The sequence below is a fragment of the Ruegeria sp. P10 genome, from assembly GCF_056534925.1.
In genome coordinates this window covers 44,014-69,166 of the sequence record NZ_JBQERJ010000003.1, presented here as the reverse complement: position 1 = coordinate 69,166, position 25,153 = coordinate 44,014, and the positions used below count along the sequence as shown (strand labels likewise).

Annotated in this window: 25 protein-coding genes; 13 read left to right on the top strand and 12 right to left on the bottom strand. The window is 58.8% G+C overall.

Annotated elements, in window-relative coordinates; translation table 11 throughout:
• Positions 1-73 precede the first annotated feature (73 nt).
• From ACR0FB_RS06155 to ACR0FB_RS06130, 6 genes are all read right to left on the bottom strand, one after another.
• The gene (locus ACR0FB_RS06155; protein ID WP_480619740.1) at positions 74-319 is read right to left on the bottom strand and encodes a hypothetical protein; all 246 of its coding nucleotides are present in this window, start codon (positions 317-319) and stop codon (positions 74-76) included.
• A gap of 45 nt (positions 320-364) precedes the next feature.
• Positions 365-835, bottom strand: coding sequence for a P27 family phage terminase small subunit (locus ACR0FB_RS06150; RefSeq protein ID WP_480619739.1), 471 nt, complete (start codon positions 833-835; stop codon positions 365-367).
• Between the two features lie 750 nt (positions 836-1,585).
• Complete coding sequence (locus tag ACR0FB_RS06145; RefSeq protein WP_480619737.1) at positions 1,586-4,174, bottom strand: DUF3987 domain-containing protein; 2,589 nt, start codon at positions 4,172-4,174, stop codon at positions 1,586-1,588.
• Positions 4,175-4,308: 134 nt separating this feature from the next.
• Complete coding sequence (locus ACR0FB_RS06140; protein WP_480619735.1) at positions 4,309-4,674, bottom strand: hypothetical protein; 366 nt, start codon at positions 4,672-4,674, stop codon at positions 4,309-4,311.
• On the bottom strand, positions 4,671-4,928 hold the full coding sequence (locus tag ACR0FB_RS06135) for a hypothetical protein (protein WP_480619733.1): 258 nt from the start codon (positions 4,926-4,928) through the stop codon (positions 4,671-4,673). Before ACR0FB_RS06135 ends, ACR0FB_RS06140 begins: the two co-directional genes overlap by 4 nt.
• A 101-nt stretch (positions 4,929-5,029) precedes the next feature.
• Entirely contained in the window at positions 5,030-6,064 is a 1,035-nt protein-coding gene (locus tag ACR0FB_RS06130; protein WP_480619731.1) for a tyrosine-type recombinase/integrase, read from the bottom strand.
• 97 nt (positions 6,065-6,161) lie between these two features.
• Between ACR0FB_RS06130 and dusA the strand changes: the two genes are divergently transcribed.
• From dusA to ACR0FB_RS06110, 4 genes are read left to right on the top strand one after another with little or no spacing between them, the layout of a single operon-like run.
• Positions 6,162-7,157 carry a tRNA dihydrouridine(20/20a) synthase DusA gene (gene dusA, locus ACR0FB_RS06125; protein WP_480619729.1) on the top strand — a complete coding sequence of 332 codons (996 nt, stop codon included), beginning with the start codon at positions 6,162-6,164 and terminating at the stop codon, positions 7,155-7,157.
• A 15-nt stretch (positions 7,158-7,172) separates the two neighbouring features.
• The gene (locus ACR0FB_RS06120; protein WP_480619727.1) at positions 7,173-7,997 is read left to right on the top strand and encodes a sulfite exporter TauE/SafE family protein; all 825 of its coding nucleotides are present in this window, start codon (positions 7,173-7,175) and stop codon (positions 7,995-7,997) included.
• Positions 7,994-8,776, top strand: coding sequence for a hypothetical protein (locus ACR0FB_RS06115; RefSeq protein ID WP_210092545.1), 783 nt, complete (start codon positions 7,994-7,996; stop codon positions 8,774-8,776). The genes ACR0FB_RS06120 and ACR0FB_RS06115 overlap by 4 nt, the downstream gene beginning before the upstream one ends.
• A 36-nt stretch (positions 8,777-8,812) precedes the next feature.
• A complete protein-coding gene (locus ACR0FB_RS06110; RefSeq protein WP_171631323.1) occupies positions 8,813-9,541 on the top strand; it encodes a SpoIIAA family protein in 729 nt (242 codons plus the stop codon).
• Positions 9,542-10,194: 653 nt separating this feature from the next.
• On the opposite strand, the gene ACR0FB_RS06105 is transcribed toward ACR0FB_RS06110, so the two are convergent.
• From ACR0FB_RS06105 to ccmI, 3 genes are read right to left on the bottom strand one after another with little or no spacing between them, the layout of a single operon-like run.
• Positions 10,195-10,428 carry a DUF1289 domain-containing protein gene (locus ACR0FB_RS06105; RefSeq protein ID WP_152458393.1) on the bottom strand — a complete coding sequence of 78 codons (234 nt, stop codon included), beginning with the start codon at positions 10,426-10,428 and terminating at the stop codon, positions 10,195-10,197.
• Positions 10,429-10,445: 17 nt separating this feature from the next.
• Positions 10,446-10,910 carry a Holliday junction resolvase RuvX gene (gene ruvX / locus ACR0FB_RS06100; protein WP_210092543.1) on the bottom strand — a complete coding sequence of 155 codons (465 nt, stop codon included), beginning with the start codon at positions 10,908-10,910 and terminating at the stop codon, positions 10,446-10,448.
• The gene (ccmI, locus tag ACR0FB_RS06095; RefSeq protein ID WP_480619725.1) at positions 10,907-12,127 is read right to left on the bottom strand and encodes a c-type cytochrome biogenesis protein CcmI; all 1,221 of its coding nucleotides are present in this window, start codon (positions 12,125-12,127) and stop codon (positions 10,907-10,909) included. The genes ruvX and ccmI overlap by 4 nt, the downstream gene beginning before the upstream one ends.
• Before the next feature lie 176 nt (positions 12,128-12,303).
• Here ccmI and ACR0FB_RS06090 point away from each other — a divergent pair, with 176 nt between their 5' ends.
• The 4 genes from ACR0FB_RS06090 (at position 12,304) to ACR0FB_RS06075 (ending at position 17,594) form a co-directional block, all read left to right on the top strand.
• Positions 12,304-13,548 (top strand): sarcosine oxidase subunit beta family protein, encoded by a 1,245-nt coding sequence (locus ACR0FB_RS06090; protein WP_171723009.1) that lies wholly within the window; start codon positions 12,304-12,306, stop codon positions 13,546-13,548.
• A 75-nt stretch (positions 13,549-13,623) separates the two neighbouring features.
• Positions 13,624-13,953 (top strand): sarcosine oxidase subunit delta, encoded by a 330-nt coding sequence (locus tag ACR0FB_RS06085; protein WP_171631333.1) that lies wholly within the window; start codon positions 13,624-13,626, stop codon positions 13,951-13,953.
• A 67-nt stretch (positions 13,954-14,020) separates the two neighbouring features.
• Positions 14,021-17,035, top strand: coding sequence for a sarcosine oxidase subunit alpha family protein (locus ACR0FB_RS06080; RefSeq protein ID WP_480619723.1), 3,015 nt, complete (start codon positions 14,021-14,023; stop codon positions 17,033-17,035).
• Positions 17,028-17,594 carry a sarcosine oxidase subunit gamma gene (locus ACR0FB_RS06075; protein ID WP_480619722.1) on the top strand — a complete coding sequence of 189 codons (567 nt, stop codon included), beginning with the start codon at positions 17,028-17,030 and terminating at the stop codon, positions 17,592-17,594. The genes ACR0FB_RS06080 and ACR0FB_RS06075 overlap by 8 nt, the downstream gene beginning before the upstream one ends.
• Before the next feature lie 34 nt (positions 17,595-17,628).
• On the opposite strand, the gene ACR0FB_RS06070 is transcribed toward ACR0FB_RS06075, so the two are convergent.
• Complete coding sequence (locus ACR0FB_RS06070; protein WP_171723012.1) at positions 17,629-18,021, bottom strand: hypothetical protein; 393 nt, start codon at positions 18,019-18,021, stop codon at positions 17,629-17,631.
• Between the two features lie 102 nt (positions 18,022-18,123).
• The gene (locus ACR0FB_RS06065; protein ID WP_245223415.1) at positions 18,124-18,942 is read right to left on the bottom strand and encodes an FkbM family methyltransferase; all 819 of its coding nucleotides are present in this window, start codon (positions 18,940-18,942) and stop codon (positions 18,124-18,126) included.
• 43 nt (positions 18,943-18,985) lie between these two features.
• On the opposite strand from ACR0FB_RS06065, the gene ACR0FB_RS06060 reads away from it, so the two are divergent.
• The 3 genes from ACR0FB_RS06060 (at position 18,986) to ACR0FB_RS06050 (ending at position 21,148) form a co-directional block, all read left to right on the top strand.
• Positions 18,986-19,585 carry a superoxide dismutase gene (locus tag ACR0FB_RS06060; RefSeq protein ID WP_171228054.1) on the top strand — a complete coding sequence of 200 codons (600 nt, stop codon included), beginning with the start codon at positions 18,986-18,988 and terminating at the stop codon, positions 19,583-19,585.
• Between the two features lie 4 nt (positions 19,586-19,589).
• The gene (locus ACR0FB_RS06055; RefSeq protein WP_480619720.1) at positions 19,590-20,468 is read left to right on the top strand and encodes a metallophosphoesterase; all 879 of its coding nucleotides are present in this window, start codon (positions 19,590-19,592) and stop codon (positions 20,466-20,468) included.
• A 218-nt stretch (positions 20,469-20,686) separates the two neighbouring features.
• The gene (locus ACR0FB_RS06050; protein WP_171631353.1) at positions 20,687-21,148 is read left to right on the top strand and encodes a baeRF12 domain-containing protein; all 462 of its coding nucleotides are present in this window, start codon (positions 20,687-20,689) and stop codon (positions 21,146-21,148) included.
• A 43-nt stretch (positions 21,149-21,191) separates the two neighbouring features.
• On the opposite strand, the gene ACR0FB_RS06045 is transcribed toward ACR0FB_RS06050, so the two are convergent.
• Positions 21,192-21,743 carry an LOG family protein gene (locus tag ACR0FB_RS06045; protein WP_171167536.1) on the bottom strand — a complete coding sequence of 184 codons (552 nt, stop codon included), beginning with the start codon at positions 21,741-21,743 and terminating at the stop codon, positions 21,192-21,194.
• Between the two features lie 127 nt (positions 21,744-21,870).
• Here ACR0FB_RS06045 and ACR0FB_RS06040 point away from each other — a divergent pair, with 127 nt between their 5' ends.
• Positions 21,871-23,244 carry a LysM peptidoglycan-binding domain-containing protein gene (locus tag ACR0FB_RS06040; protein ID WP_209832696.1) on the top strand — a complete coding sequence of 458 codons (1,374 nt, stop codon included), beginning with the start codon at positions 21,871-21,873 and terminating at the stop codon, positions 23,242-23,244.
• A 58-nt stretch (positions 23,245-23,302) separates the two neighbouring features.
• A complete protein-coding gene (locus tag ACR0FB_RS06035) occupies positions 23,303-25,126 on the top strand; it encodes an ABCB family ABC transporter ATP-binding protein/permease (RefSeq protein WP_171631358.1) in 1,824 nt (607 codons plus the stop codon).
• Positions 25,127-25,153: the final 27 nt, after the last annotated feature.

Genomic DNA, 25,153 nt, shown 5'->3' with positions numbered 1-25,153 from the left:
CCGAATACCCCTGACGCCGCGATTGTCTCGCATCACTTCCCGCAACGCGGCGTTTTCGGCTGCGGCGAATTGCTCAAGCGGCGACATGGGCCAATCTCACCTTCACCGGTTCCGTACGGCCACGCGACCGGCACGGGCCACAACGACAGAGCAAGGCATCGGGATCAAAGGGTTCACTCATCGGCGCGTGGTACCCGATCCCCAGACGTTGCCCGATCACGCCGCAGGTTTCGCACTGTCCGTTCAACGCCTGTGCCAGATTGTACTTTGCCTGATTGAATTGACCGATTGTCATTCCGGCTGGCGATTGCGTTGGCATTGCGTATCCCCTTTGGCGGTCGGTTGCGTCTGCGCTTGGGCATGGCTACATCAACGCCTGACCTGAATATTCATCGTCTTCCCGATAGCTGGTGGTTTTGGCCGCATCGCGCTGCTGCTGGGCGCGGTTAGATCGGCTGGCACGGTCGCCCCGGCTGGCACTCGTCAGACCCAGACGGCGGGCGATGCTGTTGATGCTGCCATTGACCGTAGACAGCGCACGACCAGCCGGGTTTTCAATCGGGGTTTTGCCGGATTTGCCACCAAGGATCACAAAGCCCTCATCGTCCAACTGGTCCTGAAGATCGACAGCGATGGCTTGCAGCCGGGACATGCGGGCCAGTTCGATCAGATCGCTGTTGGTCCAATCATCGTGCGCACGGTAGTCCTGATTTTTGACGAATATTGACCAACTGTCTTCGGCGCATTCCCCCGCTTCGTCGGGCCAATCGTGGATCGCGTCGGCATTCTCTACGGATTTACGTTGCTGATAGTCGCTGGCGGTGCTGTCGGTCACAGTTATCCCCCTTGGCGCGTGTGGGTCGGCGCGAGTCGTATGAGGTATCATAGTACCACCATACGTTTCGGCAAGACTCTTTCAGATATTCGCAGTCGAATGCGAATTTGCCGGGTCAGAGTGTTGAACATTTTGTTCAGAACCCCTGTTTTGGCGTGATCCGGTTTGGTTCGTTCCAAGTTGGAAGGAACCCCACGTAATTCGGTGAAATCCAGCGTGTTTGGATAGCTGTTTGGGTGGTCAAATCGGGAACACTGTTACCGTTTTCACCAACTGAGATTTGCAGGGCCGTAATGGAATCACTTTCCCGGCGCGGTGCTGGTCCCCGTTCGCACGAAAGCCTATACCCTCCCACCTATATGTTTGATGCGGTCGCCACGGTCAGTGCGTCACGGCATCGGTCAGCACGTCACACGTGTGACACATCAACCAATCACACGTTGGTCACACACGTACCGCATCACCTATAGAGTTACGTCTATGTCTCATCACGTGGCGTGGTCGTGTTGTTGGTTGCTGGCTGGGCTGTGGTTGGTTGCTTGGTCTGCTACGTCCAACGCATATAGACCATTTGACTAGAGGTATTGGCTGGCTGGTGGCTGCGTCATGCCCCGAGTTGGACCCCTGTTGGCCGTGGTGTTGGTTGTTGAGTTGGTGAAGCGTTGACAATTGAGCCTTGCGCGGGAAAAGACACAATTTTTTCTTACTTTCTTTCTTTTTTTATTATTATTCATCGCGCGCGCGTAAGGATCATTTGTCAACACCAGCTTTCCCGATAGCGTTCATGATGTCCTGTCTACGCTTACGCTCTACAACGGCCTGTTCAGCAAACAGCGTGTGAACACGTGGATTCACGTCCCATTTACGTGACAACCAGATCGTATCTCTTGGTGTGATCCAGCCCGCATCCTGTAGGTAACGGAACACACGACGCTTCGCTACGTCATCCAACGGACGAAACGCACGGTAGTGTTGGGCGATCACACGTGGACCAACTTCATCCAGCGTGTTCTTCAAGATGTGACCAGCGATCCAGCGCACGTGTTCACTGTCACCACTACCACCCAGCACGTCATCGTACAGCGTGAAGACACTGGGCAGGAAATACTTCAGATGAAGATCAGCCACGATCTGTGCCGTGTGTGCCGACACCAGATAATCGACAGGCTGCATGCCGAAGCTGGCACACTCAATTGCATGCATGACAAGCGTCCAGCGATAGATACCGCCTTCCCACTTGGCCAGATGGCTGGTCACACGCCCCGCCAGTGTTCCGCCACCCACAAGCGCGTACACGTCGTCCCAGCAGCTTTGCAATATCTGACCGGCTTCGGGGGATAGCTGGACGGTTCCCATCTTGGTCTTGGCCAGTGAACTGACGACGGCGTTGAACATGTGAAGATTGGCCGGGTTCGTTTCGGCGTTGGTTGCCTGCTGCGCACGGCTGGCAAAGAACGGATAGAACCGTTGCAACAGACCGTCGTCCGCAGCGTTGCGCATGGCCGATACCAAGGCTTCGGGCTGGATACCGCCAATGATCGAAGCGGACCAGTTTGGCACGCTGACCAGCCCCCGAGATACGCGCGCCACCTTATGCGGCTGACCATTGTACAGCATTAGATAATCGGCCCGTTCCTTACCGGACCCGTTACGACCGTCGATACTGGCAAACCAGCCAGACAGTTCATCGAAGATCAGGGTCACACCGCGCGGATTGAATTGCAGCACGTCGGACAGCTTGGCGGTGGTCGAGTCGTTCAACAGAATTGACCGGGTTTCTGGATGCGCCGGGGGCATGCCTTCTGGCGGTTCTTCGGTCTTTCCGTCGGTGTATTTCTTCAGCGCCGTGTTGTGCCGTTTCAGTTCGGTGTCCCACTGTGCCAACCGGGCGTTGTCGCTTTCGTTGTTCTCACGATCCACGCGGCGTACGGGCTTCATTGCGACATTCAGACCCGGCGTTTTCTTCACGGACGGATCACCCACCAGACCCAGCCACAGACACGGGTGTTCGGTCCAAGGTCGATGCGCGTGCGGTTTGATCTTCAGACGGTCGTCCAGAACGGCCACCACCGCCCCGAGTGACGCCGCGAACATGATTTCACGCGGCACACCCATCGCCGGGGCTTCAGCGTCCACCAGCGGGCGAATAGCGGGCGGTATGGCGTCGTCAGGCAACCGTGGCGGCAATACGGGCTGCATCAGGTCCAACGGTTCTACATCGGCCCACACGTCCACGCCTTGCGGCATCGGATGCGACATGGCGGCAAGAGCGTCCTGTGCTGATGGCATACCAGCCGCTGCGGCCTGTGCCAGATCACGTGCGCCCCGCACACGTCCTTCCAAATTTCCAGGTAGATCACCACCGTTCCAGTGACGCGCCCAATAGACCAGTTTGCCGAAGCCTGACAGACCGTCTGATTTGAACGTATCCCAGACATGTTTCGTTTTCGCCGGGACGTTCTTCGGTGCCTTTGCGGACCACGCCTCAAAAATCGGCCAGCCAGCATCACCAACACTGTTCTTGATCGCGTAAGCAATCGACACCCATTCGTCATATTCGCAGTCTTCGTTCGGGATCAGATCGACAATGGGCGCGACCAGTGCTGGGTCCGCTGGTTCCGCACCATGTGCCGACAATCCGTCATTGCTGGTGTTGGGGCTGGTTGCCCGACCGCGTGTCCAACCGCGACTGTCCGCAACCTTCATCATTTCTTCGACCAGAGTATCCATTTGCTCTGCGGTCGCTGCTGGTACCAGATCGGCAACGGGTTGCTGGTTCCATTGGTACTGGACGCCAGACGGGTGCGTTCCGGCCACCACGGCTTGCGAAGCGCGGCCCGTATTGGTTATTCCCATCACTTCCACCCGAACGGTCACGTCGTCACGCTTCAGCGGATACTGCTTTCTGCGGATCGTTTCGCCCGGTGCGATCCGAAAAAGTACCAGAAACTTCGGTGCCTGACCGACCCGGATGAAATACTTACCCCCGCCCAATTCATGTACACGTTGCCACATCGCCTGCGCGGTCAGATCGTCGGGCATATCCACATCAAGGGCGCACCAATCAAACCCCATCTTCAGACCGACATTCGCGCCCAGTTCATCGTACCGCACGGCCTTAATCGGATCGGCCTGATAGTTCGGCCAAGAACCCATCCCGTCCCATGCACCGCCGTAGAACTCACCGGGGCATTTGCCGCGCGCCTCTGGCGCAACCTTGCTGTGTTCGTGCAGTGCTGCACCTTGCGGTATGACGGGGATAATCTCCGCAAAGCCGTTACGCAGCCATAGCTGGTGATATTGTTGCTGGACGTGGTTGGATGGGTTAGGATGTGTCATCTGACGACCCTTTCGGCAAAACTAGGGTTACAATTCGGCCCGCTGCGCCTCATGCGCAGCGGGTTGTTTTTTGGTCCTGTCACGGGTCGTCAGTTACGCAACGGCCAAGTTGTCCGCGCGACAGGTCTTGTGGCTTATTGTGGCGGATGGGGTTTCGTCGGCCAGTCTTCTTCCCGCAGCATGTGTTCAATCAGTTTGTCGATTCTGACGTGCATTTCTAAGGCGACCAATTCATCCATATTTTTCACGTACCCAATCAAACCCACGGATGAGCCTTTGTGATACCTAGAGTCCCAGAGTTTGTGCATGATTACGTCGTACAGACAGCAGGCCAATTCGTTTTCACCAATGGTGAAAAACCAACGCATCGCCAACAGATCGAAGTGCAGATCACACTTCGCTGTTTTTGTAATCAACGGGTAAATATCCTTGTGGATTTTCTCGGCCAGACTGCCAATCGGTTGGTAAATTACACCGTCCTGTTGGATGTACTTTTTCATGCCGTACCGTTCAGCAGGTCTTGTGATGCTGCTGCACGTTCGCGGTTTTTGTCTTTGCGTTTGCTGCGGATCAGATCGGCAATATCGGACGATTCGTAAAACGTGCGGTTGCCTTGGCGATAAAACGGCGGCATTTCACCACGGCTGCGGCGGGTCTCAATTGTGACCAGTTCGCAGCCTTCCAGTGCGGCCACCTGTTCTTCGGTGATCAGGCCGTGATCGGCCAGAAATTTCTGTAGGATAGGGTCATCCATCTGACGGACTCCTGCTGGGCATTTCGTGAAGAAATGGATGCCAACAGGCGGGCCATCACTATGGTGGCCCTACGTCATCCGGTATGATTCAGGCGGTCAGGTTATCCCGACGCGCCAAGTTTGTGCAAGGCATTATGTACATCAGCCGCGCCAAGCTGTGTGTACCGCTTCAGATGTTTCCAGTCGCGGTGGCCAGATACGACCGCAACCAGTTCGATGGGCAAACCAAGGCGGAACAATTCCGTGATCGCCAAGTGCCTCAGATCGTGGAAATGCAGATCGTCAATTCCACATTCCCGCACGGCCCGTCGCCACGCGGTACCAGCCGACTTGCCGTTATATGGAAACAAGCGGCCTTCTGCGCGCCCTTCAGCCATCTGGCGGGCGATCTGGTACGCATCACCCACAAGTGGCACGTCTTGGTCATTTCGGGCTTTGCGTTTCGGGTCTTTCCGTTCTCGGATCAGCACCGACTTTTCGTTCCACCGTACGTCTTCGATCCGAATACGGCAGATTTCGCCAAGGCGCATTCCAGACGCGGCGGCAAACCTGATGATGGTTGGCATGGGAATCTTCTGTCGGGGGTTGGCTTCGAACCAAGCGATGATCGAGTCCAGTTCGTCCTGTGTTGGTATCCGGGTTCGCTCTTGGCTGCGCGTGTCGATGCGGGCCGTTGTCAGGGCGGTGCGTGCGTCTTTGGCAAGGTCTGGGTCAATGTCCAGCTTGCGGGTGTGTCTGGCCCATTTCAGGACGCTGGACAGGGCGGAAAGATCACCGGCAAGGGTTGCGCCCGTCACGCCTTCCTTCAGTCGCCCGTCAACGTATTCCTGAACGGTCAGGGCCGAAAGGTTGCGCAAGCTGGTACCACCGATCCGACTTGCGATCCGTTCCAGATTGAAACGGTTCGTGCGGCCCGTGTTCACCTGTGTCAGATAGGCTTCGATAACCATGGCCAGCGTCATGTCGGTGGGTGCTTGGATCGTGCCAGCGGTGCGTCCGCCTTCCAGTGCGCGTTCTATGTCCGCAGCCCAGCCGGTCGCGTCGATCTTGCGCTGAAACGTCCGCGCCTTGTACGTGCCTTTACGTCGTACCTGCGCCCGCCATTTACCGCTGGGTAGCTTGGTGATAGTAGCCATGTGCAATCCGTGTGCTAAGTGTCTGCACGCTTCTACCATCATTGTGCAAGTGTGTGCAATATGTGTGCAAATTTGGTCAAATCTTGAGGTTCTAAGGGTGTCTAAGCCGCTGAAATATAACGCTAAATTATCAGTAGCACCCATGATGGATTGGACAGACCGCCACTGCCGCTATTTTCATCGGCTCCTCAGCGCGGAAACGTTGCTGTATACCGAGATGGTGACGGCGCCGGCGCTCGTGCGGGGCGGGGCGTTGCATCTGTTGGACTACTCTCCCGAGGAACACCCGGTTGCTTTGCAACTCGGCGGCTCCGACCCGGAAGAACTGGCGCAGGCCGCGAGACTGGGGGCTGAGGCCGGGTATGATGAGATCAATCTGAACTGCGGCTGTCCGTCGGATCGGGTGCAATCCGGCACTTTTGGCGCGGTCTTGATGAAAGACCCGGCCCGCGTTGCCGACTGCGTGACTGCCATGCGCGAAGCGGTGAATGTGGATGTCACCGTTAAATGCCGCATCGGAGTCGATGATCAGGAGCCCGAAGATGTATTGCCCGCGTTTCTTGAGCACATCAGCGCGGCAGGTTGCCAAAGGGTGACAATCCATGCCCGCAAGGCATGGCTGCAAGGGCTGAGCCCCAAGGAAAACCGGGATATCCCACCTTTGAACTATGACCTTGTGCATCGGATGAAGGATGAGTTTTCGAATCTTCACATATCGATCAATGGCGGCATCAACACGCTGGACGAGGCAGCCGCACATCTGGAAGCCGGTCTGGATGGGGTGATGATCGGCCGGGCCGCGTATCATCAGCCGGGCGATGTCCTGTCGGATGCTGACCGACGCATCTTTGGTACCGGAACGACGCGTGATCCGTTCGCGATCGTTCAACATATGGTACCTTATGTGGAACGGCACCTTGCCAATGGCGGGCGTCTGCACCAGATCACGCGTCATATGTTGGGCCTTTTCGCAGGTCGTCCCGGAGCCCGCGCATGGCGGCGCGCCTTGTCGGAAGGGGCTGTGCAGGATGGGGCCGGACCCGAGGTGATGCTGCGGGCGCTGGATCATGTGGCGCCCATGGCAGAAGTTTAAGCGGCAGGGGGAACTATGCCCGAGACGATGTTGCTGGCCCAGATGCTGGGCCTTTTGCTTGCGATCGGAGCTCTGGCCGGCGTGCTTGCCGGATTGCTGGGGGTCGGCGGTGGAATCGTCTTGGTGCCTGCCTTTTTCTATGCGTTTCAAACTCTTGGCTATGGCGGCCCGCAGTTGATGCAGCTGTGTCTGGCCACGTCGCTGGCCACGATCATCGTGACATCGGTCCGATCCGTTTTGGCGCACAATAAAAAGGGTGCGGTGGATTGGGGTATTCTGCGCGGTTGGGGGCCGGGGATCGTCGTCGGTGCGATCATCGGAGTTCTGGTTGCCTCGGCCCTGCGGACCGAAGCCTTGCAGGCGCTGTTCGGCATATTGGGAATGGTGATCGGGGCCTATCTGGGGCTGGGTCGTTCGGAATGGCGGCTGGGTGATGTCATGCCCGGTGGAATAAAGCGGGCCATCCTGTCTCCTGCGGTCGGGTTTCTTTCGGTTCTGATGGGAATCGGCGGCGGCAGTTTTGGTGTGCCGCTGATGAGCCTCCACAACACGCCGATCCATCGTGCCGTCGCAACCGCCGCCGGGTTTGGTGTGATTATCGCCGTGCCCTCGGTCATCGGGTTTTTGTTTCTGGATATCGCACCGGAACACCGGCCTCCGCTGACCATTGGGGCGGTCAATCTGGTGGCCTTCGGTATCGTCGTGGCAATGACGATGATCACCGCGCCCTGGGGGGTGAAGCTGGCCCATGCGATGGATCCGAAACCCTTGAAGCGCGTATTCGCAGTGTTCCTTACGCTGGTGGCGCTCAATATGCTGCGCAAGGCGGTGGGTTTGTGAAGGATTTTGACGTCAGGGGGTGGGTGAAATTCCCGTATGATCCAGTGCTTGCGGCCTGGGTGGGACATGCGCTGCCTGCCGCACGGGCCGCGGTAACGGACCCGGCCCATGCTGACTGGCTGGATTGTGACGGGACGTGGTTCATCGGTGTTGACGCGTTGCCCAATGACGCGCAGGGCAGGGTTGGCCAATCGGGGCCTTTGGCCGGAACCGCCATGTCATTCATTGCAGGGCGTTACGGGCAGTTGCCGCTTCACAAAGGCCAAGTCTCGGTCACGCATCCTGGGTATCCACGCCCGCGCCGGGGGGAAAACGAAGCCGCCGCGCGGTATCGCAGAAATCGGGACGCGGCCCATGTGGACGGTTTGCGCCCGATGGGGCCGGATCGTCGCCGCCGGGTGGATGAACCGCATGCGTGGGTTTTGGGCATACCGCTGACCGAGGCCAGCCCGGATGCGTCGCCCATGGTGTTGTGGGAAGGCAGCCATCATATCCTGGGTGCGGCTTTCAGGCGCGCCCTTGCGGGGACGCCACAAGAGCGCCTGCATGAAGTCGATGTTACGGATATCTACCAATCCGTCCGTCGCGAGGTTTTCGAAACCTGCCCGCGAATCGAATTGCCTGCAAAACCGGGCGAGGCTTACGTGCTGCACCGCCACTGCCTGCACGGGGTTGCCCCCTGGGCGGAAACGGCAAGCGCAGGGCCGGATGGACGGATGATCGCCTATTTCCGCCCGGAATGCGCCGGGGGTGTGGCGGAATGGATCGAATCCACTTAACCTCCTGTCATTGTTTGGCTTTGGAGGTTTTGACCGATGATTACGGTCCATACGAATTCTGATGGTGCGTTGATAGAAGTGGAGTTGTCGGGGCAAGTCACCAGCGCCGACTATGCCGATGTCCTGGTTCCTGCAATCGAAGCAGCGCTGACCGAACATGATTCCGTTCGGCTTTTGGCCATCGTGCAGCCCGAGTTCAAGGGGTATGATTTGGGCGCGGCCTGGTCCGACACCAAGCTGGGGCTCAGCCACTGGCGGGGGTTTGACCGGATCGCGGTTGTTGCCGATCAGGGCTGGGTTCAAACCAGCATCCGATTGGCCGCCCCGATCCTGCCATGCCCCGTTCAGGTCTTTGAACTGGCCGAGCTTGAGGCCGCCCGGCGCTGGATGCGCGAGTCGCTGGGATCCATTCACGTGACCGATCTTGAGGGCCCATGTGTGCAGATCAGCCTTTTAGGAAAACTGGACCCCGAGGAGTACAAGCAAGCCGAACGCGACCTGGACGCTTTGTTGCATGATCGATCCGGATTTCGGTTGCTGATCGACCTGCGGGAATTCGACGGCTGGCAGGGGTTGTCCGCTCTTGCAGCACATTTTCGTCTGGCCAGCCGCCACATCGGACAACTGGATCGCGCGGCCATCGTCGGGGACAAAAGCTGGCAGCACATGGCACAACGTGTCGCCAGTCATGTATTGGGCACACGGACTCAGTTCTTTCCGTCCGAGGAAATCGAAAACGCCAAAACTTGGCTGGCTGCCGGGTAAGGATCTGCTCTGCGTGCCAACCTGCATCTTGTGATCTTGCTGCCAACAGGCGGCTTGCGTGCTTTGTTCTCTGGTCAGAACAAAGCACCCTTGAGCATGAATTGACCAAACCTGATTGGCTTATTTCGCGGAACGACACGCACCACATGTCTTGAAACCGGTCTTGATACCGTGCCGGTCAAGAATTGTGACGTAAGGGAACTGGTGGGTTTTTCCGTGGAATTTCTGACCTTAAGGTCAACACGGACCAAAAACCGCGTGTTTTCCCCCTAAATTTGACCGGAAACGCCCTTACCTACGCCGTGTCGCTGCGGGCCTCCACTCACGTTGAACAGATGCGTTCATGAGCTGGCCCCTTTTAGGAGCTCGAACTCGGCCCGCGGCGGCACAGTTATTGGAAGCGGGAAGTTTGCGATGACACTTAGGTTATTGATGGAAAGATTTGCGGCACGCAAGACGCCAGTATTCAAGGCGGACAAGACCGGCACGAAGTGTGTCCGACGTGCAGCGAAAAAATACGGGACTGCAAAAACAAGCAGATCCGAAATCGCAGCTCTGTTCGAGTCAGAGCTGCGCGGGCAAGACACAAACAGGTCGGCCCGCGACGAATCCAATGACCACAGGGATACGTCCCCAAAGCAGGCTGGCTGACTTCAGGAACCGTTTATGCGCGCTGCACGCCCGCCTCGGCGTTTGCTGAGGCGCGGCTTTCTGGTTGGTAGATCTTCCATGATTTCGGCGCGTTCGCTGCTGTCCATCTTGGACCAACGGGTGATTTCGTCAATCGTGCGATAGCAGCCGGTACAGATGCGTTCAGTCGGGTGAACGACACAGATCTGGACACAAGGGCTTTCGACCTCATTCCTTTTCCAAACCATATTCGTCATCACTGGTCTCCGACCCGTTACAAAAAGCGCAGCCTGTCCAGCGCGCCTTGCAAGATATAGCTGGCCGCAACGTGATCAATAACCTGTCCGCGACGTTTTCGTGTCGTATCCGCCTCAAGTAGTGCTTTTTCTGCCGCAACGGTACTGAGCCGTTCGTCCCAAAACCCGATGGGCAGATCGGTCAGGCGGGACAAATTGCGCGCAAATGCCCGCGTTGACTGGCATCTTGGCCCTTCGCTGCCATCCATGTTCTTGGGCAGGCCCAGCAAGATGCCCCCGATCTCGCGATCGGTGACAATTTCGATCAGGCGCGCGGAATCGAGCGTGAATTTCTTGCGCCGTACCGTTTCCAGCGGGCTGGCGACACCGCGCATCCGGTCGGACACGGCGACGCCGATTGTCTTTTCCCCAAGGTCCAGCCCCATCAGGGCACTCATAGGTTGCAGCGCGGCTGCAAATTCTTCGATAGTGTCATGGATCATTGAGCGATCCCGGCTTGAAGGGCCGCCGCATCGATGATCTGCAACGCCTCTGAATTGCCGGCAAAGACTTCCATGGCCTCATCGCGAATATCGATGGCGCGCTGACCCTGGCCAAGAACGCCCAAGGCGGCGATCAGGCGGGCCCATTCCTCGGGGGATCCGCCCTCTGCCGCCAGCCGATCAGACAGCTGGTCCACCATGCCCTGAATCATCTGCTGCCGCTCTTCGGGGCTCAGCTCTGCGGCGGCGGCCATGTCTTCCTGGCTGGGGCCGGGTGCGGTGCTCAGATCCGGTGCATTGAAAACGCCGGCCCTAAAGGCCAGTTCATCGATCTGAGCCCGAATTGCTTCGGCCCAGGGCGCACCTGCGGGGGAATCCTGCAACGTTTCGACCCATATGCGATAGGCAAGGTCCGGCCGCCCGATCTGGGCAAGCATCTGCCCCCAATAATAGCGCGCCGGGCCGTGACGGGGGTCACGGTTCAGCGCTTCGATCAGCGCCTGTTCCGCTTCGGGTGAGACATACCCACCTGCGGCCAGAATCATCATTTCAGCCAGGTCCGCATAGGTATCAGCCGTGGCGCTGTCTTCGGACAGCTCGATCACCTTTTGCTGCGCGGTGTACCCATCCTTGAAGTTGCCCGCATTCGTCTCGTGTTGCGCCAGCAACATCTGACCCTGCAAATCGTCCGGCCGGCTCGCAACGGTTTCCCGCAACTGCTTCAGCAGGTTGGCATAGCTTTCTTCCAGCTGCGCAGGTCGAGGTGGGGTCGCCAGTTCTTCCGCGGCGCTTTGGGATGGCCGGTTGGCGCGCACTTCCTTGGCCAGTTCAAGCCGTGCGGTCAGCGGCATGTCAGGCAAACCCACGGCCCCGGTGCGATGATACATCGCCAACGCTCCACCGATCAGAAGCAACGAGATTGCCAGGATCGACAACACCGAAACCGCACGAGATGGCCCGGCGCCGGCACCCTCTTTCTTCATTTGATCATCTGCGGCCAGAATGCGACGGGAAATTTCCGTGCGCACCCGTTCGGCGTCGGCCTCGCCAATGACCCCGCGCGCCAGATCCCGGTCCACACCGGCCAACTGTTCGCGATAAACCCGCAGATCGTATGCCGCCGCGGGTTCATCCCCACGGCGTTTGCGCAGCAGGGTAAAGCTGAGAAAAGCTGCGATCAGCAGCGCGACAAGAAAAATCAGAACCCAGAACGTCATGGTCCCTCCGAGGATGCTGCTCTGACTTAGACCTGTGAGGCGTCCGACAAAAGGGACAAATGGCCGCGAATGAGCGACATGTCGCAATAGTGCGATATTGCGGCGTTGCACGGCAGGGTTAAAATGCCGTCACACGGCATATCTGCGCCCAATCACCGAACCGGATGGATTCGCACATGAAACACTATTCAGCCTTTGCTGTGGCGCGGGAAGCTCTGCGCTATCACACCGGATGGGAGCGCGCCTGGCGCTCACCCGAACCCAAGAAGCGCTATGACGTCATCATCGTTGGTGCTGGCGGTCATGGTCTGGCGACCGCGTATTACCTTGGCAAGAACTATGGCATCCAGAATGTCGCGGTTATCGAAAAAGGCTGGCTGGGCGGCGGCAATACCGGTCGCAACACGACGATCATCCGTTCGAACTATCTGCAAGACCCGTCGGCGGCGATCTACGAGAAAGCGCGCAGCCTCTACGAGGACCTGAGCCAAGAACTGAACTACAACATCATGTTCAGCCCGCGCGGTGTCATCATGCTGGCGCAGACCCAGCACGAGATCCGCGGCTATCAGCGTACGGCCCATGCCAACGCTTTGCAGGGCGTGAAAACCGAATGGATTACGCCTGAGCGTGTCAAGCAACTGGTGCCAATCATCAATCTGGATGGCCCCCGGTATCCGGTTCTGGGCGGCCTTTGGCAGGAACGCGGGGGCACTGCGCGCCATGATGCGGTGGCGTGGGGCTATGCGCGTGCCTGTTCGGCGATGGGTATGGATATCATCCAGCAATGCGAAGTCACCGGTGTGCGCTCGGACAACGGGCGCGTTGTCGGGGTCGATACCACCAAGGGTGCCATTGATTGTGACAAGCTGGGCATCGTCGTCGCCGGCCATTCGGGTCAGTTGGCCGAGATGGCGGGCTTCCGCTTGCCGCTGGAAGCCGTCGCGTTGCAGGCGCTGGTGTCCGAGCCCATCAAACCCTGCATGGATGTGGTCGTGATGGCCAACACCGTGCACGGCTACATGTCGCAATCCGACAAGGGCGAAATGGTGATCGGCGGGGGGACCGACGGGTTCAACAACTTCACGCAGCGCGGGTCGTTCCATCATATCGAGGAAACGGTGCGGGCGCTGGTCGAAACCTTCCCGATGATTTCGCGCCTGAAAATGCTGCGCCAGTGGGGCGGGATCGTGGACATGACCGGTGACCGCTCGCCCATCCTGTCGAAAACACCGTTGCAGGGCTGCTTTATCAATGGCGGCTGGGGCACCGGTGGTTTCAAGGCGATTCCGGGCTCGGGCTGGGGGATGGCGCAGTTGATGGCGACGGGCCATTCACCGCTGACCGAAGCCTTCTCGATGGACCGCTTCAAAGAAGGCCGCTTCATAGACGAAAGCGTGGCCGCCGGGGTGGCGCACTAGGGAGATTCCCGAAGGTGCCAGAAAACAGAATTCGGGTCGGCCCCCGCGCTGACCGACCGCCAAAAGGATGACAACATGCTAATCCTGAACTGCCCCTATTGCGGCGTAGACGCCGAAGAATCCGAACTGGCCGCCGGTGGCGAAGCGCATCTGAAGCGTTTCGGCCCGGGCTCGTCCGATGACGAATTCCACGACTATCTGTTCATGCGTGAAAACCCGAAAGGTGTTCATTTCGAGCGCTGGCGGCACGCCAATGGTTGCGGCAAGTGGTTCCACGCCGCGCGCTGCACGCAGACACTCGAAGTGTTCGGAACCTACACGGCTCAGACCTCCGAACCGCCGCAAGACATCAAGGATGCCATCACTGCCAAACGGCCCGGCTGGACGTGGAGAGAGTTCTCCTGATGTTTCATTTTTTCAATAATACTCCCGCCGGAGGCTTTGACGCCTCCACATGCGAAAGGTCCGCACAATGAGCACCCGTCTCGCAAAACAAGGCCGGCTGATTGACCGGTCGAAAAAGGTCACATTCACCTTCAACGGAACCTCGATGCAGGGCTATGAGGGGGATACGCTTGCCTCGGCCCTGTTGGCCAATGACCAGATGATGGTTGGCCGGTCGTTCAAATACCACCGTCCCCGCGGCGTTGTCGCCAGCGGCGCGGAAGAGCCGAACGCGCTTGTCGGCCTGGGGCAGGGCAACCGGTTCGAGCCGAACCAGCGCGCCACGACGACCGAGGTGTTCAACGGCTTGACCGCGATTTCACAGAACCATTGGCCAAGCCTTGAATATGATATCGGTGCGGTGAACACGGCCTTTGCCCGGTTTCTGCCGGCCGGCTTCTACTACAAGACGTTCATCCACCCCAAACCCTTCTGGAAACACGTCTACGAACCGTTCATCCGGCAGTCGGCGGGATTGGGCAAGGCGCCCGACAAAGACAACCGGGATGCCGACACTTATGAACATTTCTACGCCTTTACCGATGTTCTGGTGATCGGCGGCGGTGTGGCTGGTTTGCAGGCAGCCAAGGCGGCGGCACAATCCGGTGCTAAGGTCCTGCTGATCGAGCAGACCGCGCATTGGGGAGGTCGCGCGCCGGTTGACGGCGGCACCGTGGATGGTGAGCCTGTGGATAAGTTCGTGGAACAATTGGTTTCCGAACTCGAAACAATGGACAGCGTCATCATGCGCACGCGCTGCATGGGAGCGGGTGTTTATGACCATGGTTATGTGCTGGGATACGAACGTCTGACGGACCACACGCCGGGCGTGCAGGGCCCGCGCCATCGTTTGTGGCGCATTCGCGCCAAGCAAATTGTAACGGCAACGGGTGCAATTGAAAGACCATTGTCCTTTGCTGGCAACGATGTTCCGGGCGTGATGCTGGCATCGGCCATGCGCGACTATGTCGTGAACTGGGGGGTTACCCCGGGCGAACGTGTCATCGTCGCCACCAACAATGACGACGCCTATCGTACCGCGATTATCCTGAAACAGGCAGGTGTGGATGTTTTGCGCATTGTTGACGCCCGGGCAACGGCCGGACCTTTGGCGGAAGAAGCCCGCCAGTTGGGTATCCGCGTCGATCCGGGCAAAGCCATTGCCAAGGTCAAAGGCGGCAAGCGCGTCAAAAAGGTAGCCATCTGCAATCAAGAGGGCGTCGGCGGCGCGCGTGAAGAGGTTGAGGCGGATGCAGTCGCCATGTCCGGCGGCTGGTCTCCGGTCGTGCACATGTGGTCCCATTGCGGGGGCAAGCTGATCTGGGATGAGGCGAACGCGCATTTCCGGCCGGATCCCGAGCGTCCGCCGCTGGGGGTGGACGGCAAAGGGTTCGTTGTTGCTGCTGGCGCGTCCAACGGCCCTCTGGCGTTGCAGGATGTTCTGACAGACGCCCATGCGGCCGGTAAGGCGGCCGCCAAGGCGGCTGGCTTCAAGCCCAAGAACACCAAGGCGCCCGCAGGGGACACAACCGCCGAAGCGCCGATGGAAGCGGTCTGGCTGATGCCGGCAAATGCAGAAGTCCAATTGCGTATGAAATCCTGGCTGGATTTCCAGAACGACGTCAAGGTTTCAGACGTCCAACTGGCCGCGCGCGAAGGGTATGAAAGCGTCGAACACACCAAGCGCTATACCACGCTGGGCATGGCGACCGATCAGGGTAAGTTGAGCAACATCAACGGATTGGCGATCCTTGCTGATGCTCTGGAATCCGAAATTCCCAAGGTTGGGACAACCACTTTCCGCCCGCCCTATACGCCCATCTCGATGGGTGCGATCGGTGGTGAGGCACGGGGTGAGGTCTTTCAGCCGATCCGTCGGACACCGATGCACAACTGGCACGACAGGAACGGCGCCGATTGGGAGCCGGTCGGCCACTGGCGCCGGACCTATGCCTATGTCCGCCCCGGCGAATCCGTGCATGACGCGGTGAATCGCGAGGTGAAAAACACCCGCGAGAACCTCGGCCTGCTGGATGCCTCGACGCTGGGCAAGTTGATCGTCAAAGGCCCGGATGCCGGCAAGTTTCTGGACATGTTGTACACCAACATGATGTCCACGCTGAAGGTCGGCAAATGCCGCTATGGCCTGATGTGTTCGGAAAACGGCTTTCTGATCGACGACGGCGTTGTCGCCCGCATCGATGAAGACACCTGGCTGTGCCACACCACCACCGGCGGGGCCGAGCGTATCCATGGTCACATGGAAGAATGGCTTCAGACCGAATGGTGGGACTGGAAAGTCTATGTCGCCAACGTGACCGAGCAATACGCGCAGGTCGCCGTGGTCGGCCCCAATGCCCGCAAGGTGCTTGAAAAGCTGGGCGGCATGGATGTCAGCAAAGAGGCGCTGCCCTTCATGGAATGGCGCGATGGCAAGATCGGAGGCTTCGATTGCCGGGCCTACCGCATTTCCTTCTCGGGCGAGCTGTCTTATGAAATCGCCGTTCCCGCCAGCCAGGGTCAGGCGTTCTGGGATGCCTTGATGGAGGCAGGCAAAGAGTTCGGCGTGATGCCTTACGGAACCGAATGTCTGCACATCCTGCGGGCCGAGAAGGGCTTTATCATGATCGGGGACGAGACCGACGGCACCGTGATCCCGCAGGATCTGGGGCTGCACTGGGCGCTGTCTAAGAAGAAAGAGGATTATCTGGGCAAACGCGCCCATTCGCGGACCCACATGGCGGATCCCGAGCGCTGGAAACTGGTCGGTCTCGAGACTGTGGACGGATCGGTTCTGCCGGATGGAGCTTACGCGGTGGGCGAGGGCGTCAATGCCAACGGTCAGCGCAACATGATCGGCCGTGTGACGTCGACATATTACTCGGCCAATCTGGGCAAAGGGATCGCCATGGGGCTGATCAAACACGGCCCCGACCGCATGGGCGAGATCGTCGAGTTCCCGGGCACGGACGGTAAAACCTACAAAGCCAAGATCGTGGACCCGATCTTTTATGACAAGGACGGGGAGAAGCAGAATGTCTGAACCCATCAGCGCATTGAACCACGCCAGCTATGACGGCATCGCCAAGGTCCAGGAATGCGGCCTGCAAGGCATGATAACCCTGCGCGGCAACCTGTCCGACAAGGTGCTGGCCAAGGCCGTCAAGGATGCAACCGGTCAGAAAGTGCCGGGTCAGCGCGAGGTGCTTGTGACCGGCGATACCGGCGTGGCTTGGATGTCGACCGACGAGTTGCTGGTTCTGGTGCCTTATGCCGAGGTCGAAGCCAAACTGGCCGACATGGTCGGTGCCCTGAGCGGCACCCATGCTTTGGCGGTCAATGTCTCGGATGCCCGCGCCGTCTTCAGCGTCTCTGGTGCCAGCGCAAGAGAGGTGCTGGGCAAGGTCGCGCCCGTCGATCTGTCGGCGGATGCATTCCAGCCCGGCCAGATTCGCCGCACGCGTCTGGCGCAGGTGGCTGGTGCTTTTTGGATGGATGATGAACAGACCTTCCGCGTGGTCTGCTTCCGTTCCGCTGCGGATTACGTGTTCAAACTGCTCAAGGTGGCAGCACAGCCCGGCAGTGAGGTTGGGATCTACTGAACAAAAAAAGCCCCGGTTCATCCGGGGCTTTTTCTTACTTGACTGTTGAACAGGTCCCGACTCCGAAAGGTTTGTTCGCGAAATTTCCCTGAACGAATGCCATGCGGACGGCGACCGTATTGTCGGTTGTTTTCAGGTTCGCCTGATATCGAACGCGGACATTGCCGCCGGCAACCATTTTCTGATCGAGATTCCAGATAATACGATATCCCTTGGCGCCGCGGTCTTTGAATTTTGCCTTGGCCCAATCCTGGTACGAAGTGGCGGCCATCGCCGAAGATGCGGCGGGGTCGATCCGGAACGCATACTCTGGCGCAATCCAGCCATGGGCGTCCTGTTTGGTCATCTTGCAATGATAGGTAACCGTTTCTGCCGCAGCGGTATGTGCAAGAAATGCGGCGACTGCAATCGGTAAAAGTCTTTTCATTTTATCCACTTGGGCATGATTCTTGGTGTGTGCAATCAAACTGATACACCTCAATGCCGCAAGCGGGACCTCGCGTGAACGAAGAAAAAAATGCCAGACGTTCTACCCATGCAAGAGAACGGTGTGAAAACGGCTCAGGCCATCTTCGGTCAGCAAGTCCGAAATCTCTACAGGCTGTGACTTGTCATCCGACAGGTTTGCGTAATAACCCAGTTCATCCATCAATGCGCTGACACGTTCGTGCCTCTGGTCTTCCGGAAGCAGAGGTGCGTGAAGAGACAGAAGAAGGGCGGGGCGGCGTTCCTTCAGCCACGCGGACAAAGTGGGGGCAACAATGAATTCCGCGCCCTCGATGTCCATTTTGACCAGCGAAACCCGTGACAGGTCGTTTGTTTTTTCGAATTGGTCCCAGGCGATCGTCAGCGCATCAGACCCATGCGCCCCGTCGTGCAGAAGCGAACTGGTGGAATCCCCGGGTTCACCGCGCACAGAGGCCATGCGTGCCACGCCAAATCGATCTGACAGGGCGACCCCGAATGCCGAAACGTTCTGAATACCGTTCAGATCAAGATTCCATGCCAGATGCCGAAACGCGGTCGGGTCAGGCTCAAAACACCAGACATGCCGTGCCCTTCGCGCACCGTACAGCACCGTCGGGCCAATCCACGCGCCGATGTCCAGATAGTCGCTTTGAGGGGACAAGAACCGGTCAAGAACTGCAAATGTTTCAGGCTCCCAAGCGCCCGCAGTGGCCTTGCGCCAGAATTTCGAATGGTACGGGTCCAGACGAAACGGCTCGCCGTTCAGATTGCCCGCATAATATCCGCGGGCGCGATAGAACATCTTGCGCGCCTGTGTCAGCATCGCCTGCCTCCGGGTTTTCTTGCCACGCCCCTTGACCTGCGGCGGTTGCCAAAGCATTTAACCTTGGGAACCGCAACTTACATTTAAACAGGGGGCCGACATGGCTTTTGAACTTCCTGATCTTCCTTATGCACATGACGCGCTGGCAGCCAAGGGTATGTCCGCGGAAACGTTGGAATATCACCACGACCTGCACCACAAGGCCTATGTCGACAACGGCAACAAGCTGATCGCCGGCACCGAATGGGACGGCAAGTCGCTGGAAGAGATCATCGTTGGTACATACGACGCAAACGCCGTGGCACAAAACGGTATCTTCAACAACATCAGCCAGTTGTGGAACCACAACCAGTTCTGGGAAATGATGGGGCCGGGCGAGTCCAAGATGCCGGGCGAGCTGGAAAAGGCGCTGACCGAAAGCTTCGGTTCGGTGGATGAATTCAAGTCGCAATTCAGTGCCGCCGGTGCGGGTCAGTTCGGTTCGGGCTGGGCGTGGCTGGTCAAGAACGCCGATGGCTCGCTGGCCGTCACAAAGACCGAGAATGGCGTGAACCCACTGTGCTTTGGTCAAACCGCGCTGCTGGGTTGCGATGTTTGGGAGCACTCCTACTACATCGATTTCCGCAACAAGCGCCCGGCCTACCTGTCGAACTTCCTCGACAATCTGGTGAACTGGGAAAACGTCGCATCGCGGATGTAACGTATTGAACCGACGTCGGTTCATAAAGGGCCTGCTGGCGGCGACGCTGGCAGGCCTTGTCACGGCCGCCTACGGGTTCATCATTGAACCCGCGGTTCGGCTGCGCGTGCGCAAATGGCGCATTCAGCGGGACGACTGGACAGCGCCGCCGCTCAGAATCGCCGTACTGTCCGATATGCATGTGGGCGAGCCCTATGTCGGCCTGAACCGCGTAAGGCAGGTGGTCCGCCGAACCAATGCGCTGGCTCCGGACGTGATCCTGCTGTTGGGTGATTTCTTTGCAAGCCACAAAGGTGTCTCGGACACGGTCAAGATGCAGGACCTGGCCCCTGTGCTTGCCGGGCTTGAGGCGAAGAATGGTGTCTTTGCCGTTCTGGGCAATCACGACTGGTGGGATGACAGGTCGGCACAGCGGCGCGGGTCCGGGCCCAATCGCTATGCCGAAATTCTGGAACAGAACGGAATTTCGGTGTTGTCCAATGCCGCGATCAAACTCGAAACTCAGGGCATCTGGCTGGCCGGTCTCGAGGATCAGCTGGCGATCTGGCGCAACGGCAAGCCGCAAGGATTGGACGATCTGGAAGGTACTCTGGCGCAGATCACCGATGACGCTCCGGTTGTGATGATGGCGCATGAGCCCGATGTGTTTCCCACTGTGCCCGGGCGGGTGGCCTTGACCCTTTCAGGGCACACACATGGTGGCCAAGTGCGCCTGTTCGGCTGGTCGCCCGTGGTGCCATCGAAATTCGGCAATCGCTATGCCTATGGCCATGCCCGCGAAAATGGGCGCGATCTGGTCGTTTCGGGCGGTATCGGCTGTTCGATCCTGCCGGTTCGTCTGGGCGTGACGCCCGAAATCACCGTTGTCGAGATGTCCGCCTAAAGGGTTGATGACCAGCCGGTGAAAACCCGCCGATACGTGCCCTTTCTGCGTGACGGTATCTTGTTTGCTGTTTTCCAGTACACATCTCTGTAGGGTAGAGGGAGAAACTGCATATCACTTCAAACAATGATCGGGCTGCGCACTGTTCGTGCGTCAACGAACCCGCATGTCCAGCAGGTCGAGGGATACCCAGAACACAACCTAATCAGGAGATCGCAATGGTCGCACTTACACAGGGAACTTGGGTTATTGTTGCAGATGGAGAGAAAGCGCTGGTGATGGAGAATATCACCGATGCCGACGATCCCAATTTTGTCGTCGTCGCTGTCGAAGAACAAGACGGCCCGACCGGAAAACCGACGGACCGCGCAGGTCGTCGCAACGACGGCGGACCAAAACAGAAATCGGCAATTGAAGAACCCACGTGGAAGGCGCACGCAAAATCTCTGTTCGTGCAGGATCTGGCGAACCTGTTGAATCGCAAGGGGCTGAAAGGCGCCTATGATCGGCTGGTTCTGGTGGCCAGCCCCCATGTTCTGGGTCTGTTGCGGCGTCGGTTACACAGCGAGGTGCTGGGAAAGGTCGTGGCCGAGGTCAACAAGACCCTGACCAATCATCCTTTGCACAAGGTCGAGCAGGTGGTGCGCCTCAGTCTGCAACCCAAAGCCAGACTTGCCTGATGAATACGGCGGGCGGTTCAACCGCCCGCACGGTTTCCCATCCTCAGGTCAGCTTGTCCCGCAGGGCGATCATGGCTGTATCGGCGTCTTCGACCCAGGTGATGAAATCCGCCAAAGACGTGTCGGCAAAGCCTTGCCCGATCACCTGATCCAACAATGTGTGCAACGCGTCCCAATAGCCGTTCACATTGACCACGACGATTGGCTTGTCATGCAGGCCAAGCTGGCGCCATGTCAGCGCTTCGAACAGCTCGTCCAGCGACCCCGGACCGCCCGGCAGGACCACGACGGCGTCGGCGTTCATGATCATGACTTTCTTGCGCTCGTGCATTGTCTCGGTGATCACGAAGTGGGTCAGATCCGTTTTTCCGACCTCGCGCTTGACCAGATGCACCGGAATGACGCCGAAGGTTTCACCACCGGCATTCTGCGCGGCGCGGGCCACTTCACCCATCAAACCGACATCTCCGGCTCCGTAGACCAGCCGCCAGCCTTCCTGCGCCAGCAGGCTGCCAAACTGCCGTGCAGTTTCAGAATAAGCCTTCTCGGCTCCATTGCGTGACCCGCAGTACACACAGACTGATTTCTGAGACATCAAAGGGGGGCTCCGGGGTTGTGTCAGGGGTTTTGACCCGTGATAGCGGGATTGATAGATTGGCTCAACTGTCCGTCGGAAAGCTTTTCAACGCATAGCTTTTGCCCGGCGGAGTGAAAGGAAAATAATGGACGCCAAATCGGGAAACGGAAGCTCGGGCAATTTCATCTGGGGGGTGATTGCGGGTCTTGTTGCGATATTGGGCGCGGGTGGATTGTATCTGTCCGGCGTCTTCACCAAAACGCCCGAGCCGAGAGCCCCGCAGGAAGCCGCCTCTGCCGTAGCCCCGGAACCTGTAGGGCAGGATGCGCAGGTTTCGGAACCGGAAGTGGCTGAACAGGCGGCTCCTGCGGATGAAGGGCCCACGACCGAGCCTGCCGAGGACACTAGTGAAACGGCTGACGCCTCTGACGCGGACACCGCCGTTGCCAAGACGGAAGATATCGCGCCCCAGCCAGCGGCCCCTCCGGCCCTGGATCAGATTTTTGTTGAGCCAGATGGCACGGCGCTGTTGTCCGGCGATGCCGAGCCCGGCAGCCGGATCGAGGTGCTGCTGAACGGCGAAACCCTGCACAGCTTTACCGTGGACGGCAGCGGCCAGTTTGCCGAATTTGTTTCGATCCCGTTCAGCGACGCGGCTCAGGGGTTGGTCCTGCAAAGCAAGGATGGCGAACGGATCACACAGTCCGACGACTATCTGATTGCGGCATTGCCAAAGCCGGTCGAAGAAGCGCCTGTAACTGAAGAATCGCCAGCATCCGATCCGGACACGACGGCCGACGCCGAAGACGGCACGATCGCGACAGCCGATGCAGACGTTGAGCCCGAAACGGCGACCGAAGTTCCAGCGCCAGAAACTGATGTGACCGGAACCGAAACCACCGTGCCGGAGGCCGAGGAAACGCAAACCGCCGACTCGCCGCCGCAGACACCCGAACCGGATCAGCAGATTGCGGTGCTGCGGTCCGGCGAAGAAGGGGTTGAACTGGTGCAGCCGCCTGTGGTGCGGGATACGCCCCCTGATCAGATCGCACTGGATACCATCGGGTACTCTGATACCGGCAATGTCCAGCTGACGGGGCGTGTGCAGGACGGTGCAGCCGTTCGACTGTACCTGAACAATCGCCTGATCGCCGATCTCGACCCGAAAGAGGATGGATCCTGGCGCAGCGATCTGGAGGGGATTGATCCGGGTGTCTACACGCTGCGCGTGGACGCGGTGAATACGGACGGGACGGTGCTCAGCCGGGTCGAAACCCCGTTCAAGCGAGAGCCGGTTGAAGTACTGGATGCCGCCGTCGCGGCAAGTCAGGCCAACGCGCAGGGCGAAGCAGCTGCCATCCGTTCGGTTACGGTTCAACGGGGCGACACGCTGTGGGCCATCTCGCGCGACCGGTTCGGCGACGGGGTCCTGTATGTACGGCTGTTCGAGGCCAATCGCGACCTGATCCGCGATCCGGATCTGATCTATCCGGGGCAGGTCTTCACCATACCTGAATAAGCATCGCCTTTGGCCCAAGCGGGCCGGGGTCAATCTCTGACCGCAGTTAAGGTACGTGATGAGACGAACACCTACTACGACCCCGGACGATACGGTGCCGCGTGACGAGCGAAGCTCGGGCTGGCGCACGATCCGCAAAGTGGCACCCTATCTTTGGCCACAGGATGAACCATGGGTAAAGCGCCGCGTGGTGATTGCCATGGTCATGCTGGTTCTGGCCAAGCTGATCGCGGTCTATACGCCAATCCTTTACAAAGGTGCCGTTGACGCGCTGGCAGGTGAGGGCGTGCCGCCGGTGGCGCTGGGCGCGGTCGGGCTGACGGTTGCCTATGGCGTGGCGCGGATGCTGACCGTGGGATTCCAACAACTGAGGGATGCGGCCTTTGCGCCCGTAGGGCAAAGGGCTCTGCGGGCGTTGGCGCTTGAGACCTTTCGGCACATTCACAACCTCTCGATGCGTTACCACGTGTCCCGCCGTACCGGAGGGCTGAGCCGCATCATCGAACGGGGTGTCAAGGGCGTCGAGTTCCTGTTGCGCTTTCTGCTGTTCTCGATCGGGCCGCTGATCCTGGAACTGCTGCTGGTGGCGATCATCCTGATGTGGCTGTTCGATGTCTGGTATCTGGTGGTCGTCGCCGTCACAATCGGTCTGTATATCTGGTTCACATTTGCCGTGACCGAATGGCGGGTGAAGCTTCGGCGCGAGATGAACGATCAGGACACCGAAGCCAATCAGCGCGCCATCGACAGCCTGCTGAATTTCGAAACTGTCAAGTATTTCAATGCCGAAGCGCGCGAAGCTGAGCGATATGATGTGTCGATGAAAGCCTATGCCGGGGCGGCGCTGAAAACGGCATATTCGCTGGCATTTCTGAATTTTGGCCAGTCATTCCTGATCACTTGTGGTTTGATCGGTGTGATGGTTCTGGCTGCCATCGGGGTTCAGAGCGGAAACCTTACAGTGGGCGATTTCGTCATGGTCAACGCTTACATGATCCAGATCACCGTACCGCTGAACTTTCTGGGGACGGTCTACCGGGAAATCCGGCAATCGTTGGTCGATATGGGCCAGATGTTCGATCTGCTTGAACAGCCCGCCGAAGTCACCGACAAACCCTGTGCGCCCAACCTCAAGGTGAATGGCGGCGAAGTCGCGCTGGACGATGTGCATTTCGGCTATGACCCTGAAAGGGAGATCCTCAAGGGTGTTTCGTTGACCGTTCCTGCCGGGCAGACCGTGGCCATCGTGGGGGCAACCGGGTCTGGCAAATCAACCATCGGGCGGCTGCTGTTCCGGTTCTACGATGTGACCAAAGGATCCTTGAAGATCGATGGACAGGATGTGCGGGATGTGACGCAGTCCAGTCTGCACGCGGCCATCGGCGTTGTGCCGCAGGACACGGTATTGTTCAACGACAGCATCCGGTACAACATTGCCTATGGCCGTGACGACGCCACCCCGGAGGAGGTCGAGGCCGCAGCCCGAGCTGCGCAAATTCACGATTTCATCACCTCGCTGCCCGAAGGCTATGACACTATGGTCGGTGAACGGGGGCTCAAACTGTCAGGTGGTGAAAAACAAAGAGTCGGCATCGCGCGGACTTTGCTCAAGAACCCGCCGATCCTGTTGCTGGACGAGGCGACCTCGGCCCTGGACACAGATACCGAGCAGGACATCAAGGATGCGCTGGCGCGCGCAGGAGAGGGTCGTACGGTTATCACCATTGCCCATCGCCTCAGCACCATTGCCGAAGCGGACCGGATCGTGGTTCTGGAAGCGGGCGAGGTCATTGAACAGGGCACGCATGACGAGTTGCTGGCGCGGTCGGGGCGGTATGCCCAATTGTGGAACCGGCAGCAATCGGACGGGGAAGCGGCCTGAAGATCCAAACATGGAGCGAAACAGGGT

Coding starts and splice junctions, on each gene's coding strand:
- ACR0FB_RS06045 (WP_171167536.1), bottom strand. CDS start 21,743: ATGTCTCAGAAATCAGTCTGTGTGTACTGCGGGTCACGCAATGGAGCC.
- ACR0FB_RS06035 (WP_171631358.1), top strand. CDS start 23,303: ATGAGACGAACACCTACTACGACCCCGGACGATACGGTGCCGCGTGAC.
- ACR0FB_RS06090 (WP_171723009.1), top strand. CDS start 12,304: ATGAAACACTATTCAGCCTTTGCTGTGGCGCGGGAAGCTCTGCGCTAT.
- ACR0FB_RS06140 (WP_480619735.1), bottom strand. CDS start 4,674: ATGAAAAAGTACATCCAACAGGACGGTGTAATTTACCAACCGATTGGC.
- ACR0FB_RS06080 (WP_480619723.1), top strand. CDS start 14,021: ATGAGCACCCGTCTCGCAAAACAAGGCCGGCTGATTGACCGGTCGAAA.
- ACR0FB_RS06120 (WP_480619727.1), top strand. CDS start 7,173: ATGCCCGAGACGATGTTGCTGGCCCAGATGCTGGGCCTTTTGCTTGCG.
- ACR0FB_RS06070 (WP_171723012.1), bottom strand. CDS start 18,021: ATGAAAAGACTTTTACCGATTGCAGTCGCCGCATTTCTTGCACATACC.
- ACR0FB_RS06110 (WP_171631323.1), top strand. CDS start 8,813: ATGATTACGGTCCATACGAATTCTGATGGTGCGTTGATAGAAGTGGAG.
- ACR0FB_RS06105 (WP_152458393.1), bottom strand. CDS start 10,428: ATGACGAATATGGTTTGGAAAAGGAATGAGGTCGAAAGCCCTTGTGTC.
- ACR0FB_RS06075 (WP_480619722.1), top strand. CDS start 17,028: ATGTCTGAACCCATCAGCGCATTGAACCACGCCAGCTATGACGGCATC.
- ACR0FB_RS06040 (WP_209832696.1), top strand. CDS start 21,871: ATGGACGCCAAATCGGGAAACGGAAGCTCGGGCAATTTCATCTGGGGG.
- ACR0FB_RS06155 (WP_480619740.1), bottom strand. CDS start 319: ATGCCAACGCAATCGCCAGCCGGAATGACAATCGGTCAATTCAATCAG.
- ACR0FB_RS06065 (WP_245223415.1), bottom strand. CDS start 18,942: ATGCTTTGGCAACCGCCGCAGGTCAAGGGGCGTGGCAAGAAAACCCGG.
- ACR0FB_RS06145 (WP_480619737.1), bottom strand. CDS start 4,174: ATGACACATCCTAACCCATCCAACCACGTCCAGCAACAATATCACCAG.
- ACR0FB_RS06050 (WP_171631353.1), top strand. CDS start 20,687: ATGGTCGCACTTACACAGGGAACTTGGGTTATTGTTGCAGATGGAGAG.
- ACR0FB_RS06130 (WP_480619731.1), bottom strand. CDS start 6,064: ATGGCTACTATCACCAAGCTACCCAGCGGTAAATGGCGGGCGCAGGTA.
- ACR0FB_RS06060 (WP_171228054.1), top strand. CDS start 18,986: ATGGCTTTTGAACTTCCTGATCTTCCTTATGCACATGACGCGCTGGCA.
- ACR0FB_RS06085 (WP_171631333.1), top strand. CDS start 13,624: ATGCTAATCCTGAACTGCCCCTATTGCGGCGTAGACGCCGAAGAATCC.
- ccmI (WP_480619725.1), bottom strand. CDS start 12,127: ATGACGTTCTGGGTTCTGATTTTTCTTGTCGCGCTGCTGATCGCAGCT.
- ruvX (WP_210092543.1), bottom strand. CDS start 10,910: ATGATCCATGACACTATCGAAGAATTTGCAGCCGCGCTGCAACCTATG.
- ACR0FB_RS06135 (WP_480619733.1), bottom strand. CDS start 4,928: ATGGATGACCCTATCCTACAGAAATTTCTGGCCGATCACGGCCTGATC.